Below are 22,322 nucleotides of genomic sequence, written 5' to 3'. Positions count from 1 at the left end.
ACGCGTTTGTCATCCTTGACGAAAGTCAACGGAACGCGCGCAAATTGGAAATTGACGGGCTATAATGAGCCATAAAACAAAGGGATAACCTGAGTTTCAGGGACATGTTTTTCGGATGCTTGATTTCGGTTAAGTCCATCACTGGTCGGCCTTGCTAAACCTGTTCCAACAGCCATTGAGGCCGAGGAGAACAGGCATGTCGGCAGTGATCGCGCGCGTATTGGGCGAGGGGTTTCGCATCTTTTTCCTGTCCGCCGGACTTTTTGGTCTGTTCGCGGGAGGCGCGTGGGGTTTTTGGTTGATGACGCAGACCGGGTTGGTCGGATACGAAGACCCAACCTATTCCATGAGTCCCCCAATGTGGCACGCGCATGAGATGATCTTTGGCTATGCCACAGCAGCTCTGGGCGGGTTCTTTCTGACGGCTGTTCCCAACTGGACCGGGACCCCAGAGGCGCGCGCCAGGTTCATCATGCTGGCCGCAGGTCTCTGGTTGGCCGGGCGGGTAGCGATGTGGTTCTCCGGTGCGCTGCCGCCGGTTCTGGTCGCTGTGTTCGATCTGGTCTTTGTTCCAATTCTGGCGGCAAAGATTGCTACTCAGCTGATCCGACGCCCCAAACCGCAGAACATGGTATTCCTTTTGCTGCTCAGTGCGATCTGGATTGCCAACTTGTTAACCCATTTAGAGTGGATCGGTGTGACCAACGATACGCTGGACATCGGATTGCGGGCGGGGTTGCTGACGCTTTGCAGCCTAATCGCGATACTTGGCGGGCGCATTACGCCGGCTTTCACCCGAAATGCGATGAAACGCGCGGGAGAGCCCGAATCCAACTGGCCTATTTCGGTAGGAGCGTTTGATAAAGCCGCCATGGGGCTTGCACTGTCACTGCCGCTGAGCCTGCTCGTCTTTGGAATCGGACCTGTATCAGGCGCTACCGCGCTGATGCTTGGCGTTGCTCAGATCCTGCGCATGGCACGTTGGCGCGCACGCTGGGCACTGCGGCAGCCGATTCTGATCGCGTTGCATCTGGGGCTGGGCATGCTGGCGCTGGGCCTGATCCTGTGGGGGCTGGCAGTGCAGGGGTTCGGCAGCGAGATCGGGGCGCTGCATGTTCTGGGCATTGGTTGCGTCGGCGGCATGACCCTTGCCGTGATGAGTCGGGCCGCCCTTGGCCATAGTGGCCGTGCCCTCGTGGCCCCGCCACCCATGGCGATCGCTTACGGTTTGATGGCGGCAGCCGCAGTTTTGCGCTGGGTCGGATCGGCGTTTGACCAGGGATATCTGGTTGCGATGCTGACCTCAGATGGGCTGTGGATCTGCGCCATCGTCTTGTATCTGGTTGCGATGTGGCCCGCGTTGACCGGGCCACGTCTAGCGGCCTGAGCAACGGTTCTTAGATCAAGAAGGTCGGAGCAACGCCCTGTCATTCTTAATATGCCGTTGCAGCAAAGTATGGATTTGTCTTCCGCGTTTTGGAATCTGGCGGGCTGCGATTGGTTGATGGTCTGGCAAAGCTAACTCTGGGAAGAGCGCAACAATTTCGGCCAGCGCCTCGGGCTGTATTCCTTTCAAGGCTTGCTTGCCTGTGAATAGGCTTTCTGACGGCGCGCCTTCCGCCAGCACGATCTCATGCCGGTCGAACAGAATATGGAAATACACCACGCCCTGAGATGTCTCGTCGACGGTTATGCCGGGTATGCCGACCAGCTTATGGGCTGGGACCAGAACCTCTTCGCTGTCGAACATGCGAACGGCGATACTCGAACGGATCAACATGCGATGCTGCGGCGAGACCAACAGATCACGTCGCGGCAGGTTGCTTCCCAGGCTGCCCGCTGCGATTCGGATCGGGCGCAGCTTGGGATTGAGCGCAAATTCAGACCTATCCAGAGCGCGCGCGCCGATCCAGCGAATTGGTTGTGGTCCATGATCCAAGGTGACAACCTTGTCACCAGCGGAAAGCGTTTCTATCGCGACATCACCATCAGGTGTCGCGATAAGCGTTCCGGCTGAGAAACAAGGAACATCAACGATGGAACCGGGGTCAGTCGTGTCCGGTGCGTTGCTCGGTGTAACGTTGACGACGCTCATCGAATACGTCACCCCGGGATCTAGGGGCTCAGAGGTTATGTAGCCAGCGTTGGTTCCTTCAACCTCGACAAGGTACACAGTGATTGTCCCACCACTGGGATTCGTCAGAATGTAGGATTCTTCCAGATAGATGTCGCCGCTCAGAAACGTTGTCGAACCATCAAGGTTTGTTACTGTTCCGGTCTGTGTATCGTCGTCGCCATTTTCGTTGTTGAATCTGTCGCCGTTGAAAACATCCCCGGTATCGGGAACTGGCGGGCCAAACCCATTTCGAATGAAACCACCGGCCTCGTCCTCAACATTGAATACCCTTCGGTCCGTCGCGGGGTCATAGCTTGCGTCCAGGGTGATCGTATCAGGCCCAATTGTATTCACCGTAATGACGCCGGGTGCGTATCCGATGTATGAGTAGTTCGCCATTCTTTAACCACCACGCTTCAGGTGCCATCTAAGCACCTCTATTTACCAATAAATCGAGAACGCTCGCTTCAACTGTTCGAACGTCCGGAAACATGCTGTTCTAAGTACTGTTTTTCAAGGCAATCTGAGGGCATTTTAGTGATACTGGCGCAATTATGACCACAGGTGTCCAATTCCGAGCTTACTTTGGCATGCTTGACTTTCGTTAAGGCGGCCCTGCGACCCACCCGCCATTGTCATCAGACTAGCTAATCTGCGCAAAGGAGAGCGCAATGCGAGAAGTCATGACAAAGAGCATGGCTCGCAACATATTCTATGGCGGGTCACTGTTCTTCATCCTCATCTTCCTGGCCCTGTCGGCCCACTCGCACTGGTACATCGTCAACTCCGAGAATTCGGCGAAGCTTGATGACAGTGTGGTTCGGGGCAAACATGTCTGGGAAAAACATGCCTGCATCAACTGTCACACGATCCTGGGCGAGGGCGCCTACTACGCGCCGGAAGTCGGGAATGTGATGACCCGCTGGGGTGTGCTGGACGACCCGGAATCGGCCTTTGAAGCGCTCAAGGGCTGGATGGAGGCGCAGCCGACCGGCATTCCCGGTCGTCGGCAGATGCCCAATTTCAACCTCAGCGACGAAGAGATCCGCGATCTGACCAACTTCTTGATCTGGACGGACAACATCGATGCGCAGGGCTGGCCGCCCAACGAGGCAGGCTGAGAAAGGGAACGGAGCAATGAAATACGAATCCCAAAAAATCGCCTACGCCTACTTCGCAGTAGCGATGGCCCTGTTCGCGGTACAGGTAATCGGCGGCCTGCTGGCCGGTTTCATCTATGTATTCCCGAACTTCCTGAGTGAGCTTCTGCCGTTCAATATCGTACGGATGCTGCACACCAACTCTCTGATCGTCTGGCTGCTGCTGGGCTTCTTCGGTGCGGCCTACTTCCTGATCCCCGAAGAGACCGAGCGCGAGATCCATTCGACCAAACTGGCCTATCTGCAGTTGATCATTCTTGTGGTTGGCACGCTGGGCGTGGTCGTGACCTATGTCTTCAACCTGTTCGAAGGCAACTGGCTGCTGGGCAAAGAAGGACGCGAGTTCCTTGAACAACCCAAATGGGTCAAGGCGGGCATCGTCGTGGCCGCGCTGATGTTCCTTTACAACGTGTCACTGACCGTTCTGAAGGGCAAGAAGACGGCGATTTCGAGCATCCTTGTTCTGGGCCTCTGGGGTCTGGCGCTGTTGTTCCTGTTTGCTTTCTACAACCCGGGCAACCTGTCCTTGGACAAGCAATACTGGTGGTATGTCGTCCACCTATGGGTCGAAGGCGTATGGGAGCTGATCATGGCCTCGATCCTGGCCTACCTGATGCTGAAGCTAACGGGCGTTGACCGTGAGGTGGTCGAGAAATGGCTCTATGTCATCGTCGCCGCCGCGCTGTTCTCGGGCATCCTTGGGACAGGCCACCACTACTATTGGATCGGTACACCCGGCTATTGGCAGTGGATCGGTTCGATCTTCTCAAGCCTCGAGGTGATCCCGTTCTTCGCGATGATGGCCTTTGCCTTCGTCATGGTCTGGAAGGGCCGTCGTGACCACCCTAACAAGGCTGCTCTGCTGTGGTCACTGGGCTGTGCAACGCTTGCCTTCTTCGGTGCCGGTGTCTGGGGCTTCCTGCACACGCTGCACGGGGTGAACTACTATACCCATGGCACGCAGATCACCGCAGCCCACGGTCACCTGGCTTTCTACGGTGCTTATGTCTGCCTCAACCTGGCGATCTTCAGCTATGCGATGCCGATCCTGAAGAACCGTGATCCCTACAATCAGGTTCTGAACATGGGCTCGTTCTGGCTTATGACCAGCGGCATGGTCTTCATGACCTTCGTCCTGACCTTCGGTGGTACCGTGCAGACTCACATGCAACGTGTGGTCGGTGACTACTTCATGGACGTGCAGGACCAGATCGCGATCTTCTACTGGATGCGTCTTGGCTCTGGTGTGGTTGTGGTGCTTGGTGCGCTGCTGTTCATCTACTCGATCTGGGTGCCCCGGAAAGAGGTGATTGAACCCGGTGCCTCTGAAACCCCTGCGGAGTAATGGATATGGATGGCTCCATGAAACTGAATGAGGGGGCGGCGAACGCCCCCTTCTACCTCGCCCAAAGCGATGAATGCGATGTGTTCACCGCCGCCTACAACAACGACCTGCCGGTCTTGCTGAAAGGCCCAACAGGTTGCGGCAAGACCCGCTTTGTGGCCCACATGGCCGCCAAGCTTGGCCGGCCGCTTTACACCGTAGCCTGCCACGATGACCTCGCCGCCGCCGACCTGATCGGTCGCTACCTGTTGAAGGGCGGCGAAACCGTCTGGGTTGATGGCCCTCTGACTCGTGCGGTGCGCGAAGGCGCGATCTGCTACCTTGATGAGGTGGTCGAAGCCCGCAAGGACGTCACCGTTGTGCTGCACCCGCTGACCGATGACCGGCGCATCCTGCCGATCGACCGCACCGGTGAAGAGCTTGAGGCCGCACCCGGCTTCATGCTGGTGGCCTCGTACAACCCCGGATACCAGAATATCCTGAAAACCCTGAAACCCTCGACCAGGCAGCGGTTCCTCTCGCTGGAATTCGACTTTCCTTCGCCCGAGATGGAGGCCGAAGTCGTCGCGCAAGAAAGCGGTCTGCCGCTTGAACGCTGTAAACCGCTGGTACGCCTTGCAGGTAAGTTGCGCGGGCTTAAGGGTCAGGACCTTGAGGAAGGCGTGTCCACCCGGCTGGTCGTTTATGCCGCGACGCTGATCGCACAGGGCATGTCCACCGACCGCGCCATCCTCGCCGCAATGATCGAACCTCTGACTGATGATGAGGATATCAAACGCGGGCTCCTCGATCTTGTCACGGCTGTCTTTGGGTGAGGCCGGCCGATGGTCAGGATCGATTTTGAGCCATGGGAACCCGAAGAAACGATCGGGAAACTGTGGCACACCCTTGCCAGTCGCCTTGATGCACCTGAAGTGCATGATGGAGCCGCGGTCGACCTCTCAGAGGTCGCAGGGCGGCTGGCAGTCCTCTTTCGAGGACTTGGGGGTAGTCCGGGCGTAGAATTGCGCCCGGTCTCGCCCGAGATTTCGCGCCACCGTCTGGGGTGGCGTCGTCGTCTGGCAACCGAGGCCGAGATGATGCCGCGTGCGTCGTTCGATGGCGAAGTTCTGCGTTTGCCGGATCGGCTGGCGGTGTTTCCCGCGCGTGAAGCCAACGGTGCGCTTTATGTCTGGCTGGCCGCCGCCGCTGCACATGCCGGAACTCGTATCGACGAAGACGACCCGTTGCGCGCCGACCTGCATGCGCTTGTCGCCGCCCGACAGATGGTCGAGGCGGCGTTGCACAACGCCCCCGGCCTGCGCCCGCTTTATACCGAGCTGTGCAAGGGCGTTCTGTATCAACGCGACATTTCCGGGCTGCCACCCGTCGAGGCAGCGGTTGAAGAACTGGTCCGCCACATGCTGGGCGACCCCGCGCCTTTGTCGCCAAAGGCTGAACATCTTCTAGCGTTGGATGACGACCTCACCGCCCCGCGCAGCTATCAGCATTTCCGGCCTGTCCCGCTGTGGCCCGAGTTGCGCCCGGTCGGGTTCTCCGAACATAACGAAGTGGAGAACCCCGAAACCGAAGGACCGCCCGAGGAATCCGGCGAAAAAACCCACCGTGCCCGCCGCCGCAAATCGGATCAGGCCAACCGCAGCGACAGTTTCATCCTGCACAAGTTCGAAGCGATCCTCAGTTGGGCTGAGTTCCTGAACATCAACCGGCGCATCGACGATGACGATCCTGATAACGCCAAGAAAGCCGCCGATGATCAGGAAGAGATTGGCTTGGGTCAGATCTCGAAGGCGCCGCCGACCAAACTGAAACTTCATCTGGACCTCGCTCCGGAGGACGTGAACCGCGAACGCCTGTCGGGACGGGTTTTGTATCCCGAATGGGACGTGCGCATCGGCCAATACTTGCCCGATCATGTCAACGTTCTGACCTCGGATGCCGAGATTCGCGAAGATGCCGCCGAGTTCGGCAAAGACCCCGCCACTGCCCGCCGCATCCGCGCCGTGAAACGCCAGTTCGAGGCGCTGCGCCCGGGCCGCGTGATGACGCGTGGTCATCTGGATGGTGACCAATTGGATATCGAGGCAGCCGTTCGGGCGCAGGTAGACCGTTGTGCCAATGGCGAAGGCACCGAACGCATTTGGATGCAATCGCGCCCCGAGGCGCGCGATCTGGCGGTGTCTATCCTGCTGGATGTCAGCCGCTCGACCGAAAGCGCCGTCACAGGCCGCGCCGTAATCGACATTGAACGCGAGGCTCTTGCGGCACTCGCCTGGGGTCTGAACGCCTGCGGCGACGATTTCGCCATCCACGCCTTCAGCTCGCTGAAACGCCAGCGGGTTTACGTGCAGCGCTGTAAACGCTTCGATGAGCCGATGGGTAGTTTGGTGGAACAGCGCATCGCCTCGCTGCGCCCCGGCCACTATACCCGCCTCGGCGCCGCAATACGCCATTGTTCCGCCGATCTGGCCAGCCAATCGCGCAAACGCCGGTTGCTATTGATCATCACTGACGGCAAACCCAACGACCTGGACCATTACGAGGGTCGCCACGGTATCGAAGACACCTGCATGGCCGTGCGCGAGGCGCGTAGGGCAGGGCAATCGGTCTTTGGCGTTACCATCGACAAAACCGGCAAAAGCTGGTTCCCGCGCATGTTCGGTCAAGGCGGCTTCGCCGTCATCCCCGACCCGCACCGGCTGATCATGGCCCTGCCTCAGATCTACCGCCAACTGGTTGGAGCATGAGCGACGCCTCTTTGATCGATGAGCTTCCGGGCGAGCTGCTGATGTGGGTTCTGATCATCTCGGAATTGCTGGTTTTCGGCGCGGGCCTGATTGCCTTCATGGGCGTGCGCCTGACCGACCCGACAGGATTTGCCGAGGCTCAATCGCACCTTTACCGGACAGGGGCGGCGCTCAACACGGTGGTGCTGGTCACCTCGGGCTATCTGGCGGCTCAGGCGCTGCAGTGGCGAAAAATCGCGCGCCGGGGCGTGGCTCGAATGGCCTTGATCACTGCCGCCGTGCTGGGTGTCGTGTTCTTGATCATCAAAGGTGCGGAATACGCGGGCAAAGCTGCACATGGGATCACCTATGAGACCCACCCATTTTTCCTGTTCTATTATCTGCTGACCGGGTTTCACGCCGCACATGTGTTGGCAGGGGTCGGTATCCTGCTGCTGGTCGCCTGGCGTGACGATCCACGCAACATTGAGGCAGGTGCGCAGTTCTGGCACATGGTCGATCTAGTCTGGATCATGCTTTTCCCCGTGATCTACCTGCTGGGATAATTCCGATGCCTGCAGCACCATCTTTTCCCAAATACTGGCGAAGGGCGCTCCATAGTTCGCTCACACGTGCATGGCTGACCCTTTTGGTGCTCAGCGTCGCATCAGCACTGTTGACTGTGCTGCCCATCCCGCCAGCCGTTCTGGCGGGGTGTATTCTGGTCCTCGCATTGGCGAAATGTCGCGTTATCCTGGCTTGTTATCTTGATCTCGTAAACAGCCCGGCCTGGCTGCGAGGTTTCACCATGGTGCTGACGGGCTTTGCCATCATTGTCTTTGCCCTCTACCTGATCTGACTCAAAAAAACGCCGCCTCCGGGGAGACGGCGAAGTTTTACGCTAGGGGGCGCTTCTTGGTTACTGGGCTGCCATCGGCATGCGCGCAATCTGACAGCGTTGCCAGAGTGTGGACAGCGCGCCAACCAGATGCTCGATATCCTCATCCGTATGTACCGGAGACGGCGTGATCCGCAGACGCTCGGTCCCTTTTGGTACGGTGGGATAATTGATCGGCTGAATGTAGATGCCGAACTCTTCCAGCAGCGTGTCCGAGATAAACTTGCACTTCACCGGATCGCCAACCATCACCGGGATGATGTGGCTGGGGTTAGGAATATGAGGAATACCTTCCGCATCCAAACGAGCCCGAACCTGCGATACACGGGCTTTCTGCAGGTCGCGCTCAGCATTCGATTGTTTCAAATGCCGGATCGAGGCCGCGGCCCCGGCCGCGATCGATGGTGGCAGGGCGGTGGTAAAAATAAACCCGCTGGCGAAGCTGCGCACGAAATCGCACAGCGCAGCCGAGGCAGCAATATACCCGCCCACCACACCGAACGCTTTACCAAGCGTGCCTTCGATCACCGTCAGGCGATCCATAAGGCCTTCTCGTTCAGCGATACCACCGCCGCGTGGCCCATAGAGGCCAACGGCATGAACCTCATCCAGATAGGTCATCGCGCCGTATTTGTCGGCGAGATCGCAAATCTCTTTGATGGGGGCGATGTCACCATCCATCGAATAGACCGACTCGAACGCGATCATCTTCGGCGCATCGGGATCAGCTGCGGCCAGTTTGGCTTCAAGGTCATCCAAATCGTTGTGTTTCCAGATCACCTTCTGCGCCCGCGAGTGGCGGATGCCTTCGATCATCGAGGCATGGTTCAGTGCATCAGAGAATACGATCAGGCCGGGGATTTTCGCGGCGAGAGTGCCAAGGGCTGCCCAATTCGAAACATACCCGGAAGTAAACAGAAGCGCGGCTTCCTTTCCATGCAGATCGGCCAGTTCGGCCTCAAGCAGCACGTGGTCGTGAGTGGTGCCTGATATGTTTCGCGTGCCCCCGGCCCCCGCGCCACAGCGATCCAATGCGTCATGCATTGCATCGATAACTGATGGGTGCTGACCCATGCCAAGATAGTCATTCGAACACCAGATCCGCACATTTCGCTGGACAGATCCATCCGTCTGACACGCGTTCGGGAAAGAACCACAGCGACGTTGCAAGTCTATGAAAACACGATAGTTCCCTTCATCCCGAAGGTCACTGAGGCTTTGACTGAAATAACGCTCGTAGTCCATGTTACGTGCTCCCCGGAATACTGGCTTTGAGCCGAGAATAGGGCAGCGAACCAAGCCGCAACATGACAATAGTCAAGTTTAGGCAACATAAAACTATGGTGCACAACTGCCGGCTCTGGCATAGCGTGGAACAGGGATGGACCGACCGCGCCCATGCGCCGGCAGGAAATAACAGGGGTATTCTCTTGTCTCACGAAGCACAAAAAGCGATCGCACGTCAGTCGCTGCTGCTGCGCAGTTTACCGGAACAGCATGTGGAAACACTGCTGAGCCACGCGATCTGGCGTCAGTATGACCGTGGTGAGACAATATTCCTGCAGGAGGAAAAAGCGCAGGCCATCCACGTCGTGCTTGAGGGTTGGGTCAAGCTGTTCCGCATGACCCCCACCGGGGCCGAAGCCGTCGTGAGCGTCTTCAAACGTGGTGACAGCTTTGGTGAGGCCGTAGCTCTGCGTAACGTTCCCTATCCTGTATCCGCCGAGGCCGTATCGGCCTGTGATGTCATGCATATCCCCAGTCCGATCCTGATCTCATTGATGAGAGAGGACCCTGAGATCGGTATTTCTATTCTGGCCGCGACCTTTACCCATCTTCACTCGTTGGTGGCGCAGCTAGAGCAACTCAAGGCTCAGACCGGAGCGCAACGCGTGGCCGAGTTTTTGTTGAATCTCTGCGACAGCGACAAAGGCGGATGCGAGGTTTTGCTGCCCTACGACAAGATGCTCATCGCAGGCCGTCTGGGGATGAAGCCGGAAAGCCTGAGCCGGGCGTTTTCGCGGCTCAAGGCGGTGGGTGTGAAGATCAACCGCAACCACGCCGAAATCTCGGATATCGCGCGTTTGCGGGACTATGCGGAAAGCGATCCGGCGGAAAACTGGGGGCGGTGACCCCGGAATTGCCGCCGGGCCCGACCAACCACTTCAGACGGTTGCGCCCTTGCGGCGAATGGCGGTGCCCAGACTTCCGGCGCAGAGACCAACGATAATTGCGATCAGCAGCGCTATCGTTCCAACGTGGGAAATCTGCCAACCGGCAAAGAGCAGAGGTGCGATCAGGCCAACCAATCCACCCATCAGTGCGCCCAACCAGTATTGGCGCGTCATCATTCCCAGTGCCAGACCCAGAATGCCGGGCAGACCCAGTACGTTACCGCCGATGGTTCCAAGTATCTCTAACATCTCAGTCCCCACCTTGTTCCGAGCTTTTGTTCAGGAACGCGCGGATGTCGTCCCCTGATGCTGCAGCGTGTTCCTGCAGAACCTCACCATCTACCTCTTTCGCAATCTTCTCATACGTTTCCAAATAGTTGGGTGGGAGACTGTGTGCGATGCCCTGGTGGCAATCGATGCAGGTCATGCCGGTGTCGATTGCGCGCTGGTGTTCGCTGGCTGCGCGGGTTTCCTGAAGGGTGAAGTCCATATAGTCAAAGTTGTGGCAGTTGCGGCATTCCCGGCTGTCGGATTCCTTCATCTTCTTCCATACGGCCGACGCCATGGAAAGACGATGGTCCTCATACTTCTCTTTCGTGCTGATGGTGCCTGCCAGTTCGTGGTAGACGTCCTTCACGGCCATGATCTTGGCCTTGATCTTGTGGTTCCACTCGTCCGGAACGTGGCAATCGGAACAGATGGCCCGCACGCCGGAATCGTTATTGTAATGGACCGTTTCCCGATATTCGCCCAGATTGGTTTCCATCGTGTGGCAGGATACGCAGAACTCTTCCGTGTTGGTCAATTCCAGTGCCCAGTGGAACCCACCCCAGAACAGGATGCCTGCCAGAAACCCGGCCAGTAGTGTAAAGCCGACACTGAGGACGGCGATCGGGCTCCAGAACCAGGTCCAGAGGCGCCGGATGAGTCCTTGTTTTTCTTGGGAGTCGGACATGTCGCGCTCTCCTTTTCGACCTGTGTTCAGTTTCCGGAGGAAGGTTCAAAAGTGTTATCGACCAGAGGCAGCGCATCGGCCTGTGGTACGTGGCACTGATTGCAGAAATACCGTGTGCCGGCGATCTGATCCAACTCTCGCCCTTCGCGGTCCAGATAGTGAGTCATCGACAACGTCGGAGCGTTGCGTTCACCAGCCTTGGTCCAGTCATGGCAGGAGAGGCACTGATTGGTGCGCAGGTCGATCTGGTACTGTTCGATCGAATGTGGGATCAGCGGCGGCTGCTGGCGATAATTACGCTGCATTCGGCCTTCGACTGTCCGATGCACCTGATCCAGGACGGCGGGCTCATCGACTTCGGCACCGCGTAGGCTGTTAACTCCGGCAGACTGCGCGAGGGCCAGGCCACCGAGGAGCAGCGGCGGGATCAGGGCAAGGCCCACTAGGATCGGCTTTTTCATCTTCTCACTCCTTCAAAAAGGTCTTGAGGCGCGCGGCTGGGGCGCGGCGGTTGATTCCGGTGGCGCGACGGTCAGGGCGTCGAACCGATGGGTGAATTTGAAAACGTCTTCAGCGCAGACATCGATGCAGCGTCCGCAATTGGTGCAGTCGGGCGACAGGATCAGCGGGTTGTCTTTGCCTTTCAGCGCCGGAGAGATCACATGGTTTTCCGGGCAAACCGCGTAGCAGTCCATGCAATCGTCACAGGCGTTGCGATTGGCGGCGCTGACCCGCAGCATCGTCTTGCTGCCCACCAGTCCGTAGAATGCGCCTACGGGGCAGACATGGCCGCACCATCCATGGCGCGAGACAAGCAAGTCAAACAGGAAAATCGCGGCGACCATCGTCCAGACGAAGCCCATGCCAAAGATCAGTCCGCGATGCAGCATGGTGATCGGGTTGACCAGTTCCCATGCAATTGCGCCGGTCAGGCCGGACACGACCAGCACGGTGGCCATGATCCACAGCCGCGTTCCGCGTTTGGGCTGCCAGCCTTTTTGCAGGCCCAGCTTGCGGTGCAGCCAGTGCGCGCCGTCGGTTACAGGGTTGATCGGGCAGACCCACGAGCAATAGACGCGGCCTCCGACCAACGCGTAGGTCGCCAGAACGATGACGGCACCAATGGCGGCGGTCAGCTCGGGCCAGTGCCCTGCGATCAGACTTTGCAGCAAGACGAACGGATCGGTCAGGGGCAGTACGCCTAGGGTCAGCGACCCGGCCAGAGTGCCCTGCACGATCCAGAGGCCGAACCACGGGCCCAACAGGAACAGTACCAGGAAGAACACCTGGCTGGCGCGGCGCAGCAGCAGGTATTTATGGGCACTCAGCCAACCTTTGGCGGCGATAGCTTCATGCCCCAGCGGCATGTTTGTGCGGACGGTCATTGAGTGAACTCCGGCAATTTGAAGCTGGGCTCAAACCCGCCCGGTGCGACAAGGTTATCGGTGCCCGGCCCCGGCAGGCGATCAGGCAAATCGATGATACCTTCGACGACGGGCGCGCCTTTGGCTTCTTTCTCTTCCCAGCCCTTGCGGTAGTGATCGGCGCTGCTGCCCCGAGCCAATCGGGCGGGAAGAACTTTGATCGCCGCTTCGGGCAGAACGCAGCTTTTCTCGCAAACGCCGCAGCCGGTGCAATGATCGGCGTGAACGGTTGGAATGAAGATTGCATGACTGCCCGAGCGGGCGTTGTGTTCGGTCTCCAGCGTAATGGCCTCGTCGATGACGGGGCAGACGCGGTAACAGACATCGCAGCGCAGGCCGAAGAAGTTCAGGCAGTTTTCCTGATCGACCAGAACGGCGACACCCATCTTGGCGTCGTCGATATTGTCCAGTCCGGGGTCCAGCGCCCCGGTCGGGCAGGCAGCGACGCAGGGGATGTCGTCACACATTTCGCAAGGGATATCACGGGCGGTGAAATACGGCGTGCCGGTGGCCACCGCATCGACACCCAGCTCGGCCAGTTTCAGCGTGTCATAGGGACACTCTCGTACGCACAGACCACAGCGGATGCAGGCTGACAGAAAGTCTTTTTCCGGCAAGGCACCGGGGGGGCGCAATGCCTCGGCCGGCAACGCCCGTGCGTCCCGCGCCAGCCAGGCCAGCAAGGAACCGGCTGCTACGCAGCCGCCCGCTGCGCGCGCCGAGTCCTGCAGGAACCGGCGCCGCTGCGGCGAAAGGGGAGTGCCAACACGAGACATGGGGACGACCTTTGCCTTGCCAGCCTTTTACGCGCGCTCGACCTTACAGGCGCATTTCTTGAAGTCGGTCTCTTTCGAGAGCGGGCAGGTCGCGTCCAAAGTCAGCTTGTTTGTCAACTGGCCTTCGTCGAACCATGGCATGAACACCAGGCCACGCGGCACTTTGTTCCGGCCTCGGGTTTCGACCCGGCTGTTAACTTCGCCGCGGCGGGTGGAAAGAACGATCTCCTGCCCGCGGCGCAGACCGCGGTCGCGCGCATCATCCGGGTGCATATAGACAACGGCGGCGGGATAGGAGCGGTGCAGTTCGGGCACGCGGCGGGTCATCGAACCTGAATGCCAATGTTCCAGCACACGCCCTGTGCAGAGCCACAGGTTGAATTCCTCATCCGGTACCTCGGGGGCGGGTTCGTATGGCGCGAAGATGATCTTGGCCTTGCCGTCCTTATGACCATAGAATTTCACGTCTTCGCCTTCAGGCACATACGGATCATAGCCTTCTCGGAAGCGGTACAGTGTTTCCTTGCCATCCACGACTGGCCAGCGCAGGCCACGCGCCTGGTGGTAGGTTTCGAATGGGGCCAGATCGTGCGCGTGGCCGCGCCCAAACTCGGCATATTCCTCGAACAGGCCCTTTTGCACGTAGTAGCCAAAGTGCTCGGACTCGTCGTTGTCGAATCCTTCTGCGGTCTCTGACAGCGGGAACTTGTCGATCGTGCCATTGGCGAACAGCACGTCATACATGGTCTTACCACGATGTTCTGGCATGGTGGCCAGCAGTTCCTCGCCCCAAACCTCTTCAACGGTGAAGCGTTTGGAGAACTCCATCAACTGCCACAGATCGGATTTCGCTTCGCCCGGAGCTTTGACCTGTTGCCGCCAGAATTGGGTGCGACGCTCGGCGTTGCCATAGGCGCCTTCCTTCTCGACCCACATGGCGGTAGGCAGGATCAGGTCAGCCGACAGGGCTGTTACAGTAGGATAGGGATCGGAGACGGCAATGAAGTTCTCCGGGTTGCGATAGCCGGGATAGCCTTCTTCGTTGATATTGGGCGCGGCCTGCATGTTGTTGGTGCACTGCACCCAATAGGCATTCAGATCGCCGTCCTTCAGCTTGCGGTGCTGCAAAACGGCGTGGAATCCGGGTTTGGGTGGGATGGTGCCCGCAGGAATTTTCCACGCGGTCTCGCAAATCTCGCGGTGTTTGTCGTTTGCCACAACCATATCAGCCGGCAGACGGTGAGCGAAGGTTCCGACCTCACGTGCCGTACCACAGGCCGAAGGTTGACCGGTGAGCGAGAAGGGCGAGTTTCCGGGTTCGGAAATCTTACCCACCAGCAGGTGCACATTGTACATCAGCGAGTTCACCCACGATCCGCGAGTGTGCTGGTTGAAGCCCATGGTCCACAGACTCATCACTTTGCGGTTGGGGTCGGCATATTGCTGGGCCAGACGCTCAAGCTGAGCGGCAGGAACACCGGAGAGTTCCGATGTGTATTCCAGCGTGTATTCCGATACCGCTTCGGCATATTCTTCGAAGCTGATCGGCTCCATCTTGCCAGAGTTTGGATTCTCTGCCTCTTCCTGCAGCGGGTTGTTATCGCGCAGTCCATAGCCAATATCGGTGGCGGTTTTGGTGATGTTGACGTGTTTGTTGACGAACTCTTCGTTCACCGCGCCGTTCTGGATAATGTAGTTGGCAATATAGTTCAGGATCGCCAGATCGGTCTGCGGCGCAAAGACCATTCCATTGTCGGCCAACTCGAACGAGCGGTGTTCATAGGTCGACAGTACATGCACTTCGGATCCCGGTTTGGTCAGACGTGTGTCGGTCAGGCGTGACCACAGAATCGGGTGCATCTCGGCCATGTTCGAGCCCCAGAGCACGAATGTGTCTGCGTGCTCGAAATCGTCATAGCAGCCCATTGGTTCATCAATGCCGAAGGTGCGCATGAAGCCGACAACCGCCGAGGCCATACAGTGGCGCGCGTTCGGGTCGATGTTGTTGGACCGGAAACCAGCCTTCATCAGTTTGGCAGCGGCGTAGCCTTCCCAAACGGTCCACTGGCCCGAACCGAACATGCCGACACTGGTCGGGCCTTTCTTGGCAAGGGCCTCTTTCCACTTGGCAGCCATGACGTCGAAGGCTTCGTCCCAGCTGACGGGTTCGAACTCACCATTCTTGTCATATTCGCCGTTGGTTTTGCGCAGCATCGGCGTGGTCAGGCGGTCTTTGCCGTACATGATCTTGGACAGGAAATAGCCCTTGATACAGTTCAGACCGCGGTTCACCGGCGCATCCGGGTCGCCTTGCGTGGCGACCACGCGCCCGTCTTTGGTGCCAACCAGAACCGAGCATCCGGTGCCGCAGAACCGGCAGGCGGCTTTGTCCCAACGGATATCAAGGTTGCCGACCTGAGCGCTGGCTTGTCCGGTCGCAAGGGGAAGTCCTGCGGCTGATGCTGTCGCAGCAGCGGCGGTTGATTTCAAGAAGGTCCGGCGGGATTCAGAGATGGTCATGACATGGGTCTCCGGCTTTAGATCTGGCGAGAAGCATTAAGGTGCGGACGGGTCTCCGCGAGGTCTTCGAAATGGTGGTAGGTCAGGGTCAGAGAGATCACACCCGGGATCTGATGCAGATCCATGATCGTCTCAGAAGCCATTTTTTCCGGCGTATCCTCGACCACAACAACAATGCGGCCATCCTCGGATGCCGCGTGAACTTCTGCCCCGTATGTACCTGCAATCGCGGCCTGTGCACTCTGCGTGGTTTCGGGGGTTACATGGACGAGGCATCCACAGATATTCATAAGGCTACCTCCTGAGTGGGCGGGGTGTGGCGTTCAAAGCTGACAGAACCGGCAGGGCAGGCGCTGGCACAAGCGCCACAGCCGGTACAAATATCGGTGTCGAGTTGGGGTTCAGCACGACCACCGGTTTGCAGCCGAAAGCGGATCGCATTGTGGTCGCAGACATCCTGACAGACCCGACAGCTGACACCATTCATCGACAGGCAAGAGGCCGACACCGCAGCGCGCCAAGGCCAATCGGCCACGTGTTCAGGATTCAGCGCCCCGGTCGGGCAAGCGTTGGCGCAATCACCGCAAAAAGTGCAGGGGCCTGCATCCAATTGCACAACAGGCCAGCCTTGCGTGTCGAAACGGATGATATCTTCAGGGCAGGCCTCGCGGCATTCGTCGCATTGGGTGCAAAGCTCAAGAAACTCGTTCACCGCACCCGGTGGGTGGATGGCTGATGTATCCTCGCGCAGCACTTTCCCTTTCAGGAATGCGCGTCGGCTGGCTAGCTTGTTCATTCGCTCGCGACCTTTGAGTGATCGACAGGGGTTGGCCTGCCTGACTCGGGTGTTAGCGTAGCACAGCGTGTAAGGAATTGACCTAGATCATTTTTGAACTGCTTATTTTTTCAGCATCCAGGGGCGGCAACACCCGAATATCAGGCGCGTTTCTCACCGATTGTAGCAACGCCAAGAACCGAAAGCACCTTTGCCTCGATCTGTTCTGCGTTCATTCCTGCGACGGCGTACATATCCGCCGGGCTCGCCTGATCGATGAAGATATCCGGCAGCACCATCGAGCGATACTTCAACCCTTCGTCAAACACGCCCTCATCCGCAAGCAATTGCGCAACATGGCTGCCAAAGCCGCCGATGGCCCCTTCCTCGATGGTGATCAGTGCCTCGTGATTGGCAGCCAGATCAAGGATCAGGTCCCGATCCAGCGGTTTGGCAAAGCGTGCATCGGCGATGGTGGGCTTGATCCCGCGCGCCGACAGCGCCTCTGCCGCTTTCTGCACCTCGGCCAGCCGCGTACCGAAAGACAGCAGCGCCACTCGGGCACCTTTCTGGATCAACCGGCCCTTGCCGATCTCCAATACTTCTCCGCGCTCGGGCAGATCAACGCCCGCTCCTTCGCCGCGAGGATACCGGAAAGCGATCGGGCCATCGTCATGTGCCACCGCAGTGGCGACCATGTGCATCAATTCGGCCTCATCTGCAGCCGCCATGACAACCATACCCGGAAGGTTGGCCATGTAAGCAATATCAAACGACCCCGCATGGGTCGCACCGTCTGCCCCAACCAGACCCGCACGGTCGATGGCAAATCGCACCGGCAGGCGTTGGATCGCCACATCATGCACAACCTGATCATAGCCACGCTGCAGGAAGGTTGAATACATCGCACAGAAAGGCTTCATCCCCCCGGCGGCCAACGCAGCCGAGAAGGTCACGCCATGCTGTTCGGCAATCGCTACGTCGAAACAGCGCGACGGATAGCGCTCGGCAAACAGGTTCAGCCCGGTACCGTCCGGCATCGCGGCTGTAACCGCGACGATCTTGTCATCCCGCGCTGCTTCATCGACCAGTGTCTTGCCAAAGACCGAGGTATAGGAAGGCGCGTTCGAAGGCGCCTTTTTCTGCTCGCCCGTCACCACATCGAACTTGGCGGTCGCGTGACCCTTGTCGCGGGCCTGTTCGGCGGGGGCATACCCCTTGCCTTTCTTGGTCAACACATGGATCAGGATCGGTCCGCTTGCCTTCGCCTTGACCGCACGCAGAACCGGCAGCAACTGGTCCAGATCATGCCCGTCGATCGGGCCAAGATAGGAAAAGCCGAGCTCTTCAAATAGCGTCCCGCCCATGGCCATGCCCTTCAGCATATCCTTGGCGCGCTTTGCCCCTTCGCGGAAGGGTTCCGGCAGCAACGACACCGCACCTTTGGCAGCAGCTTTCAGATCGTGAAATGGTTCTTCGGCATAAATGCGCGATAGATAATTCGATAGGGCACCCACCGGCGGTGCAATGCTCATCTCATTGTCATTGAGAATTACGATCAAGCGTTTCTTCAGGTGGCCTGCGTTGTTCATCGCCTCAAAGGCCATGCCGGCGGACATAGAGCCATCGCCGATCACAGCGATCGCATCGCCCAGCCCTTCAGGCGTAACGCCGCCCAGATCACGCGCGACAGCAAAGCCTAGCGCGGCACTGATCGAGGTACTGGAATGTGCAGCGCCGAATGGATCATAGGCGCTTTCACTGCGCTTGGTGAATCCGCTTAGGCCGTCTTTTGTGCGCAGGGTGCGAATTCGGTCCCGGCGTTCTGTCAGAATCTTGTGCGGATAACACTGGTGACCTACGTCCCAGATGATCTTGTCTCGTGGCGTGTCGAATACCGCGTGCAGCGCCGTGGTCAGCTCGACGACACCCAGACCCGCGCCCAGATGCCCTCCGGTCACCGAAACTGCTGAAATCGTCTCGGCCCGCAACTCATGTGCGACCTGATGCAACTGCGCATCTGAAAACTGCTTCAGATCCGCTGGGCGGCTCACAAGGTCCAACAAGGGCGTATTCGGGCGGTCAGACATTTGGTGTTCCTGGCTTAGCTGTCCCGGGCAATAACGAAGCGGGCAGCCTGCTTCAAGGTTTCTGCAGCGGAGCCATGTTCGTCCAGCGCAGCACAAGCCTGTTCCACAAGCTCAATTGCACGGGATCTGGCGGCGTCCAAACCCAGTAGCGAGACAAAGGTCGCTTTGCCCGCCTCGGCGTCTTTCTGCAGCCGCTTTCCGGCCTTTTCGGCATCTCCTTCGACATCCAAAATGTCATCCGCGATCTGAAAGGCAAGCCCAAGCGCCTGGGCATATTGGCGCAATTGGGTGGGATCGGCCTGCGCCAATCGCGCACCCGCACAGGCGGACCATTCGATCAACGCACCGGTCTTGCCCGCTTGCAGATGTGTAATCTCATCCAGTGTCAGCGGCTCCGCCGCCGTCTCAGCGGCGATATCCAGCGCCTGACCCAGAACCATACCCTGTGCGCCGCTCGCTTTTGCCAGTGTTAGAGCCAGTTCAGCGCGTATTTCAGCATTTCCGACCTCTGGCCGCGTGCAAAGCTCAAACGCAAGTGTCTGCAGCGCATCCCCGGCCAGAACGGCGGTGCCCTCATCCCATTTCACGTGCACCGTCGGGCGTCCACGCCTCAGGTCGTCATCATCCATGCAAGGCAGGTCGTCATGGACCAGAGAGTATGCATGCAGCGCTTCGATACCCGTCGCTGGCCAGATTGCCCGAGCTGTATCGACGCCAAGCAACCGCGCGCTTTCCAATACCAGAAACCCTCGCAGACGCTTGCCGCCCTCGGTGGCATAGGCCATGGCCCGTGTCACATCCAGATCATCCAGCGCGCTCAGAACCAGATCGAAATGGCTCTGAATCAGCGTGGCATCCTGTGCCAGCTTTTCACGAAACATTTACTGACCTTCGACAGGCGTCGTCCCGGTTGGCTGGCCATCTGCGTCCAGAGTGATCGCGGCCACTTTTTCCTCAGCACGCTTCAGCTCATCCTCGCAGCGCTTCTTCAATGCGGCGCCACGTTCGTACAGCGCAATCGATTGATCCAGCGCCACATCACCACGTTCCAACTGGCCAACCACGGCCTCAAGCTCTTTCATCGCTTGTTCGAACGTCATTTGTTCAACTGGGGTATCGGTCATCGTGCTGCCTTTATCAGTTCTTCCACATGGGCGCGTGTCGCCTCGGCCAATGCGTTCAGATCATAACCGCCTTCCAGAGTCGAGACGATACGGCCATCACACACGTCATCGGCAATCTTGCACAGCTCCGCCGTGATCCAGGCGAAATCGCCAGTGGACCAATTGAGATTGGCCAACGGATCATCCTGATGCGCATCAAACCCAGCGGAAATAATGATCAGTTCCGGCCTAAACGCCCGCAGACGCGGAAAGGCTTGCGCTTCATAGGCTGCCCGCATCTCGGCCCCACCCGTGCCCGGAGCCAATGGTATGTTCAAAACGGTTTCATAAGCACCGGTCTCATCCGGGCGGCCCGAGCCGGGCCATAAGGGCATCTGCTGGCTGGTAATCACCAAAGCGCGTTTCTCGTCCCACAGCAGGTCTTGCGTGCCATTGCCATGATGCACGTCGAAATCCACCACTGCCACGCGGTTCAACCCGTGATGATCCAACGCGTGCTTTGCAGCCAGCGCGGCATTCCCAAACAGGCAGAACCCCATGGCCGTCTCGGTCTCGGCATGATGCCCCGGAGGCCGAATAGCGCAAAACGCGTTCGGCGCTTCGCCGGCCAGAACTATATCAACGGCCCGCACGGCGGCACCCGCCGCACGAAAGGCTGCATCAACAGATCCCGGAGACATGAACGTATCCCCATCAATCTGTTTGAACCCATCCGGGGGCCTGTGGTCGAGAATATCGCTGATATGGTTCTGCGGATGCACCCTTAGCAGATCATCATCCGCCGCCAACGGCGCCGTCACACGCTGAAGATCCAGCCCTTCAAGTGCATGTAGGATATGCTCTAACCGCGCCACCCGTTCCGGATGTCCCTCAGGTGTCACATGGTGCAAACAATCTGCATGGGTCAAAAGGGCGGTTTTCATCAGGATCCCATCTTCATCTGGCTAAAAATACCTTCGCCGAAGGCCTAAGATCGCCGCGCAGCGGCAAAATCAATCCGGTGCCAACATATACCCTGCACCCCGTACGGTCTGCAGATACCGGGGTTGCTTCGGATCTTGCTCAAGCTTCCGACGCAAGCGGGTGATCTGTACGTCCACAGCGCGCTCCTGTGCCTGACCTTTGTCACGCCCCAGATCTTCGACCAGCTTGGCTCGGCTGATCGGTTCGCCGGGTTGAGCCGAGAATATTTTCATCAACTGGCTTTCGGTCGCGGTTAGGCGCACCGGGTCTTCGCCCTGCCACATCTCACCGCGTTCGATATCATAGCGAATGGGCCCAAGATGTAGAATCTTCGCCGCCGTGTCCTGTGCAGGTGTCTCTGGCATCCGACGCAGAATGGCGTTGATCCTCAGCAGCAACTCTTTCGGCTCGAATGGCTTGGCCAGATAGTCATCCGCACCCGCCTCAAGCCCGGCAATCCGATGCTCGGTCTCGCCCTTGGCCGTCAACAGCAGGATCGGGGTGGAATGGGTGTCGCGCAGGGATCGGGTCAGGCTAACGCCGTCTTCGCCGGGCATCATCACATCCAGCACAATCAGATCGAAATCCAGCCCCGACAAAACCCGCCGTGCGTGCGCTGCATCCCGCGCCGCGGTTACAAGAAAACCGCTGCGCATCAGGAATTTCTTGAGCAAATCACGAATACGCTCGTCATCGTCGACGATCAGAAGATGGGCGTCCATTTCGCTCATGAAGTCGTATCCCGCAGTTTCGTATATGCACGACGCATATCAGCATCCATCATCGCTTCAAGCACTTTGCGAAACCCGGCCACCGCTTCGGGGCCCGCATCTTTGTAGGCCGCACGCATCCGGGCGCGCTGGGCGTCAGATAGTTTGGCCTCGAGTGCCTTTCCTTTATCCGTCAGAAATAGGTGGCGTTCGCGTTTGTCCACTGTTCCGACCCGGCTTTCGACCAACCCATCTTCAATCAGGCTGCGCAAGACGCGATTCAGCGATTGTTTCGTGACACCCAATATGGCCAGTAAGTTGTTGACGGTTGTACCCGGCGCACGGTTGATGAAGTGGATGGCCCGATGATGAGCACGGCCATAGGCCAATTCAGTCAGGATACGGTCCGGATCAGCGGTAAAGCCGCGATAGGCAAAAAACATGGCCTCGATGCCCTGCCTCAGTTGTTCATCTGTCAGAAACAACAGGCTTTCTCCGCCAAAGACCGGGGCGGGACGGATTTCGGTCATGTTGGGCCTCATTCGCAATATAATCTGACTTTATGT

The 22,322-nt window shown here is 58.5% G+C and carries 24 protein-coding genes; 8 read left to right on the top strand and 16 right to left on the bottom strand.

Annotated elements, in window-relative coordinates; all coding sequences use genetic code 11:
• The first annotated feature begins 196 nt into the window (after positions 1 to 196).
• Entirely contained in the window at positions 197 to 1,387 is a 1,191-nt protein-coding gene (locus ACR0KC_RS19565; RefSeq protein ID WP_480772155.1) for an NnrS family protein, read from the top strand.
• Positions 1,388 to 1,402: 15 nt separating this feature from the next.
• On the opposite strand, the gene ACR0KC_RS19560 is transcribed toward ACR0KC_RS19565, so the two are convergent.
• Positions 1,403 to 2,515, bottom strand: a complete 1,113-nt coding sequence (locus ACR0KC_RS19560) for a Hint domain-containing protein (RefSeq protein ID WP_480772154.1) — start codon at positions 2,513 to 2,515, stop codon at positions 1,403 to 1,405.
• A gap of 272 nt (positions 2,516 to 2,787) precedes the next feature.
• Here ACR0KC_RS19560 and ACR0KC_RS19555 point away from each other — a divergent pair, with 272 nt between their 5' ends.
• The 6 genes from ACR0KC_RS19555 to ACR0KC_RS19530 are packed head-to-tail and all read left to right on the top strand — an operon-like array spanning position 2,788 to position 8,206.
• Complete coding sequence (locus ACR0KC_RS19555; RefSeq protein ID WP_170398152.1) at positions 2,788 to 3,237, top strand: c-type cytochrome; 450 nt, start codon at positions 2,788 to 2,790, stop codon at positions 3,235 to 3,237.
• Positions 3,238 to 3,253: 16 nt separating this feature from the next.
• Positions 3,254 to 4,621, top strand: a complete 1,368-nt coding sequence (locus ACR0KC_RS19550) for a cbb3-type cytochrome c oxidase subunit I (protein WP_170398155.1) — start codon at positions 3,254 to 3,256, stop codon at positions 4,619 to 4,621.
• 5 nt (positions 4,622 to 4,626) lie between these two features.
• Positions 4,627 to 5,436 (top strand): AAA family ATPase, encoded by an 810-nt coding sequence (locus ACR0KC_RS19545; RefSeq protein WP_480772153.1) that lies wholly within the window; start codon positions 4,627 to 4,629, stop codon positions 5,434 to 5,436.
• A gap of 9 nt (positions 5,437 to 5,445) precedes the next feature.
• Positions 5,446 to 7,368, top strand: a complete 1,923-nt coding sequence (locus ACR0KC_RS19540) for a nitric oxide reductase activation protein NorD (protein ID WP_480571890.1) — start codon at positions 5,446 to 5,448, stop codon at positions 7,366 to 7,368.
• Entirely contained in the window at positions 7,365 to 7,913 is a 549-nt protein-coding gene (locus ACR0KC_RS19535; RefSeq protein WP_480588184.1) for a cytochrome c oxidase subunit 3, read from the top strand. Before ACR0KC_RS19540 ends, ACR0KC_RS19535 begins: the two co-directional genes overlap by 4 nt.
• 5 nt (positions 7,914 to 7,918) lie before the next feature.
• Entirely contained in the window at positions 7,919 to 8,206 is a 288-nt protein-coding gene (locus tag ACR0KC_RS19530; RefSeq protein WP_480707445.1) for a cytochrome C oxidase subunit IV family protein, read from the top strand.
• Positions 8,207 to 8,266: 60 nt separating this feature from the next.
• Here ACR0KC_RS19530 and hemA read toward each other — a convergent pair whose 3' ends face one another.
• Entirely contained in the window at positions 8,267 to 9,490 is a 1,224-nt protein-coding gene (hemA, locus tag ACR0KC_RS19525) for a 5-aminolevulinate synthase (protein WP_480707444.1), read from the bottom strand.
• A 185-nt stretch (positions 9,491 to 9,675) separates the two neighbouring features.
• On the opposite strand from hemA, the gene ACR0KC_RS19520 reads away from it, so the two are divergent.
• Positions 9,676 to 10,377 carry a Crp/Fnr family transcriptional regulator gene (locus ACR0KC_RS19520; RefSeq protein ID WP_170648312.1) on the top strand — a complete coding sequence of 234 codons (702 nt, stop codon included), beginning with the start codon at positions 9,676 to 9,678 and terminating at the stop codon, positions 10,375 to 10,377.
• Positions 10,378 to 10,410: 33 nt separating this feature from the next.
• On the opposite strand, the gene ACR0KC_RS19515 is transcribed toward ACR0KC_RS19520, so the two are convergent.
• The 14 genes from ACR0KC_RS19515 to ACR0KC_RS19450 form a co-directional block, all read right to left on the bottom strand.
• Positions 10,411 to 10,668, bottom strand: a complete 258-nt coding sequence (locus tag ACR0KC_RS19515; RefSeq protein WP_170408114.1) for a hypothetical protein — start codon at positions 10,666 to 10,668, stop codon at positions 10,411 to 10,413.
• A 1-nt stretch (position 10,669) separates the two neighbouring features.
• Positions 10,670 to 11,374, bottom strand: a complete 705-nt coding sequence (locus ACR0KC_RS19510; protein ID WP_170398176.1) for a NapC/NirT family cytochrome c — start codon at positions 11,372 to 11,374, stop codon at positions 10,670 to 10,672.
• Between the two features lie 26 nt (positions 11,375 to 11,400).
• Positions 11,401 to 11,835 (bottom strand): nitrate reductase cytochrome c-type subunit, encoded by a 435-nt coding sequence (locus tag ACR0KC_RS19505; RefSeq protein WP_170398181.1) that lies wholly within the window; start codon positions 11,833 to 11,835, stop codon positions 11,401 to 11,403.
• A 12-nt stretch (positions 11,836 to 11,847) separates the two neighbouring features.
• Positions 11,848 to 12,759, bottom strand: a complete 912-nt coding sequence (gene napH, locus ACR0KC_RS19500) for a quinol dehydrogenase ferredoxin subunit NapH (RefSeq protein WP_480707443.1) — start codon at positions 12,757 to 12,759, stop codon at positions 11,848 to 11,850.
• The gene (napG, locus tag ACR0KC_RS19495) at positions 12,756 to 13,574 is read right to left on the bottom strand and encodes a ferredoxin-type protein NapG (protein WP_480707442.1); all 819 of its coding nucleotides are present in this window, start codon (positions 13,572 to 13,574) and stop codon (positions 12,756 to 12,758) included. The genes napH and napG overlap by 4 nt, the downstream gene beginning before the upstream one ends.
• A gap of 27 nt (positions 13,575 to 13,601) precedes the next feature.
• Positions 13,602 to 16,094 (bottom strand): nitrate reductase catalytic subunit NapA, encoded by a 2,493-nt coding sequence (gene napA / locus ACR0KC_RS19490; RefSeq protein ID WP_480707441.1) that lies wholly within the window; start codon positions 16,092 to 16,094, stop codon positions 13,602 to 13,604.
• A gap of 17 nt (positions 16,095 to 16,111) precedes the next feature.
• Positions 16,112 to 16,384 (bottom strand): chaperone NapD, encoded by a 273-nt coding sequence (locus tag ACR0KC_RS19485; protein ID WP_170466518.1) that lies wholly within the window; start codon positions 16,382 to 16,384, stop codon positions 16,112 to 16,114.
• The gene (gene napF, locus ACR0KC_RS19480) at positions 16,381 to 16,890 is read right to left on the bottom strand and encodes a ferredoxin-type protein NapF (RefSeq protein ID WP_170466521.1); all 510 of its coding nucleotides are present in this window, start codon (positions 16,888 to 16,890) and stop codon (positions 16,381 to 16,383) included. The genes ACR0KC_RS19485 and napF overlap by 4 nt, the downstream gene beginning before the upstream one ends.
• A 140-nt stretch (positions 16,891 to 17,030) precedes the next feature.
• A complete protein-coding gene (dxs, locus tag ACR0KC_RS19475; protein ID WP_170819095.1) occupies positions 17,031 to 18,959 on the bottom strand; it encodes a 1-deoxy-D-xylulose-5-phosphate synthase in 1,929 nt (642 codons plus the stop codon).
• Positions 18,960 to 18,973: 14 nt separating this feature from the next.
• Positions 18,974 to 19,840 carry a polyprenyl synthetase family protein gene (locus ACR0KC_RS19470; RefSeq protein ID WP_170466527.1) on the bottom strand — a complete coding sequence of 289 codons (867 nt, stop codon included), beginning with the start codon at positions 19,838 to 19,840 and terminating at the stop codon, positions 18,974 to 18,976.
• Positions 19,841 to 20,083 (bottom strand): exodeoxyribonuclease VII small subunit, encoded by a 243-nt coding sequence (locus ACR0KC_RS19465; protein WP_010443127.1) that lies wholly within the window; start codon positions 20,081 to 20,083, stop codon positions 19,841 to 19,843.
• Positions 20,080 to 21,006 carry a histone deacetylase family protein gene (locus ACR0KC_RS19460; RefSeq protein ID WP_480707440.1) on the bottom strand — a complete coding sequence of 309 codons (927 nt, stop codon included), beginning with the start codon at positions 21,004 to 21,006 and terminating at the stop codon, positions 20,080 to 20,082. Before ACR0KC_RS19460 ends, ACR0KC_RS19465 begins: the two co-directional genes overlap by 4 nt.
• Positions 21,007 to 21,075: 69 nt before the next feature.
• Positions 21,076 to 21,777, bottom strand: coding sequence for a response regulator (locus ACR0KC_RS19455; protein ID WP_170513633.1), 702 nt, complete (start codon positions 21,775 to 21,777; stop codon positions 21,076 to 21,078).
• Complete coding sequence (locus ACR0KC_RS19450) at positions 21,774 to 22,286, bottom strand: MarR family winged helix-turn-helix transcriptional regulator (RefSeq protein ID WP_480707439.1); 513 nt, start codon at positions 22,284 to 22,286, stop codon at positions 21,774 to 21,776. The genes ACR0KC_RS19455 and ACR0KC_RS19450 overlap by 4 nt, the downstream gene beginning before the upstream one ends.
• Positions 22,287 to 22,322 lie beyond the last annotated feature (36 nt).

It is taken from the genome of Ruegeria sp. CF3, from assembly GCF_056537365.1.
This window is presented reverse-complemented; position numbering and strand designations above follow the sequence as displayed.

Coding starts and splice junctions, on each gene's coding strand:
- ACR0KC_RS19565 (WP_480772155.1), top strand. CDS start 197: ATGTCGGCAGTGATCGCGCGCGTATTGGGCGAGGGGTTTCGCATCTTT.
- ACR0KC_RS19560 (WP_480772154.1), bottom strand. CDS start 2,515: ATGGCGAACTACTCATACATCGGATACGCACCCGGCGTCATTACGGTG.
- ACR0KC_RS19555 (WP_170398152.1), top strand. CDS start 2,788: ATGCGAGAAGTCATGACAAAGAGCATGGCTCGCAACATATTCTATGGC.
- ACR0KC_RS19550 (WP_170398155.1), top strand. CDS start 3,254: ATGAAATACGAATCCCAAAAAATCGCCTACGCCTACTTCGCAGTAGCG.
- ACR0KC_RS19545 (WP_480772153.1), top strand. CDS start 4,627: ATGGATGGCTCCATGAAACTGAATGAGGGGGCGGCGAACGCCCCCTTC.
- ACR0KC_RS19540 (WP_480571890.1), top strand. CDS start 5,446: ATGGTCAGGATCGATTTTGAGCCATGGGAACCCGAAGAAACGATCGGG.
- ACR0KC_RS19535 (WP_480588184.1), top strand. CDS start 7,365: ATGAGCGACGCCTCTTTGATCGATGAGCTTCCGGGCGAGCTGCTGATG.
- ACR0KC_RS19530 (WP_480707445.1), top strand. CDS start 7,919: ATGCCTGCAGCACCATCTTTTCCCAAATACTGGCGAAGGGCGCTCCAT.
- hemA (WP_480707444.1), bottom strand. CDS start 9,490: ATGGACTACGAGCGTTATTTCAGTCAAAGCCTCAGTGACCTTCGGGAT.
- ACR0KC_RS19515 (WP_170408114.1), bottom strand. CDS start 10,668: ATGTTAGAGATACTTGGAACCATCGGCGGTAACGTACTGGGTCTGCCC.
- ACR0KC_RS19510 (WP_170398176.1), bottom strand. CDS start 11,374: ATGTCCGACTCCCAAGAAAAACAAGGACTCATCCGGCGCCTCTGGACC.
- ACR0KC_RS19505 (WP_170398181.1), bottom strand. CDS start 11,835: ATGAAAAAGCCGATCCTAGTGGGCCTTGCCCTGATCCCGCCGCTGCTC.
- napH (WP_480707443.1), bottom strand. CDS start 12,759: ATGACCGTCCGCACAAACATGCCGCTGGGGCATGAAGCTATCGCCGCC.
- napG (WP_480707442.1), bottom strand. CDS start 13,574: ATGTCTCGTGTTGGCACTCCCCTTTCGCCGCAGCGGCGCCGGTTCCTG.
- napA (WP_480707441.1), bottom strand. CDS start 16,094: ATGACCATCTCTGAATCCCGCCGGACCTTCTTGAAATCAACCGCCGCT.
- ACR0KC_RS19485 (WP_170466518.1), bottom strand. CDS start 16,384: ATGAATATCTGTGGATGCCTCGTCCATGTAACCCCCGAAACCACGCAG.
- napF (WP_170466521.1), bottom strand. CDS start 16,890: ATGAACAAGCTAGCCAGCCGACGCGCATTCCTGAAAGGGAAAGTGCTG.
- dxs (WP_170819095.1), bottom strand. CDS start 18,959: ATGTCTGACCGCCCGAATACGCCCTTGTTGGACCTTGTGAGCCGCCCA.
- ACR0KC_RS19470 (WP_170466527.1), bottom strand. CDS start 19,840: ATGTTTCGTGAAAAGCTGGCACAGGATGCCACGCTGATTCAGAGCCAT.
- ACR0KC_RS19465 (WP_010443127.1), bottom strand. CDS start 20,083: ATGACCGATACCCCAGTTGAACAAATGACGTTCGAACAAGCGATGAAA.
- ACR0KC_RS19460 (WP_480707440.1), bottom strand. CDS start 21,006: ATGAAAACCGCCCTTTTGACCCATGCAGATTGTTTGCACCATGTGACA.
- ACR0KC_RS19455 (WP_170513633.1), bottom strand. CDS start 21,777: ATGAGCGAAATGGACGCCCATCTTCTGATCGTCGACGATGACGAGCGT.
- ACR0KC_RS19450 (WP_480707439.1), bottom strand. CDS start 22,286: ATGACCGAAATCCGTCCCGCCCCGGTCTTTGGCGGAGAAAGCCTGTTG.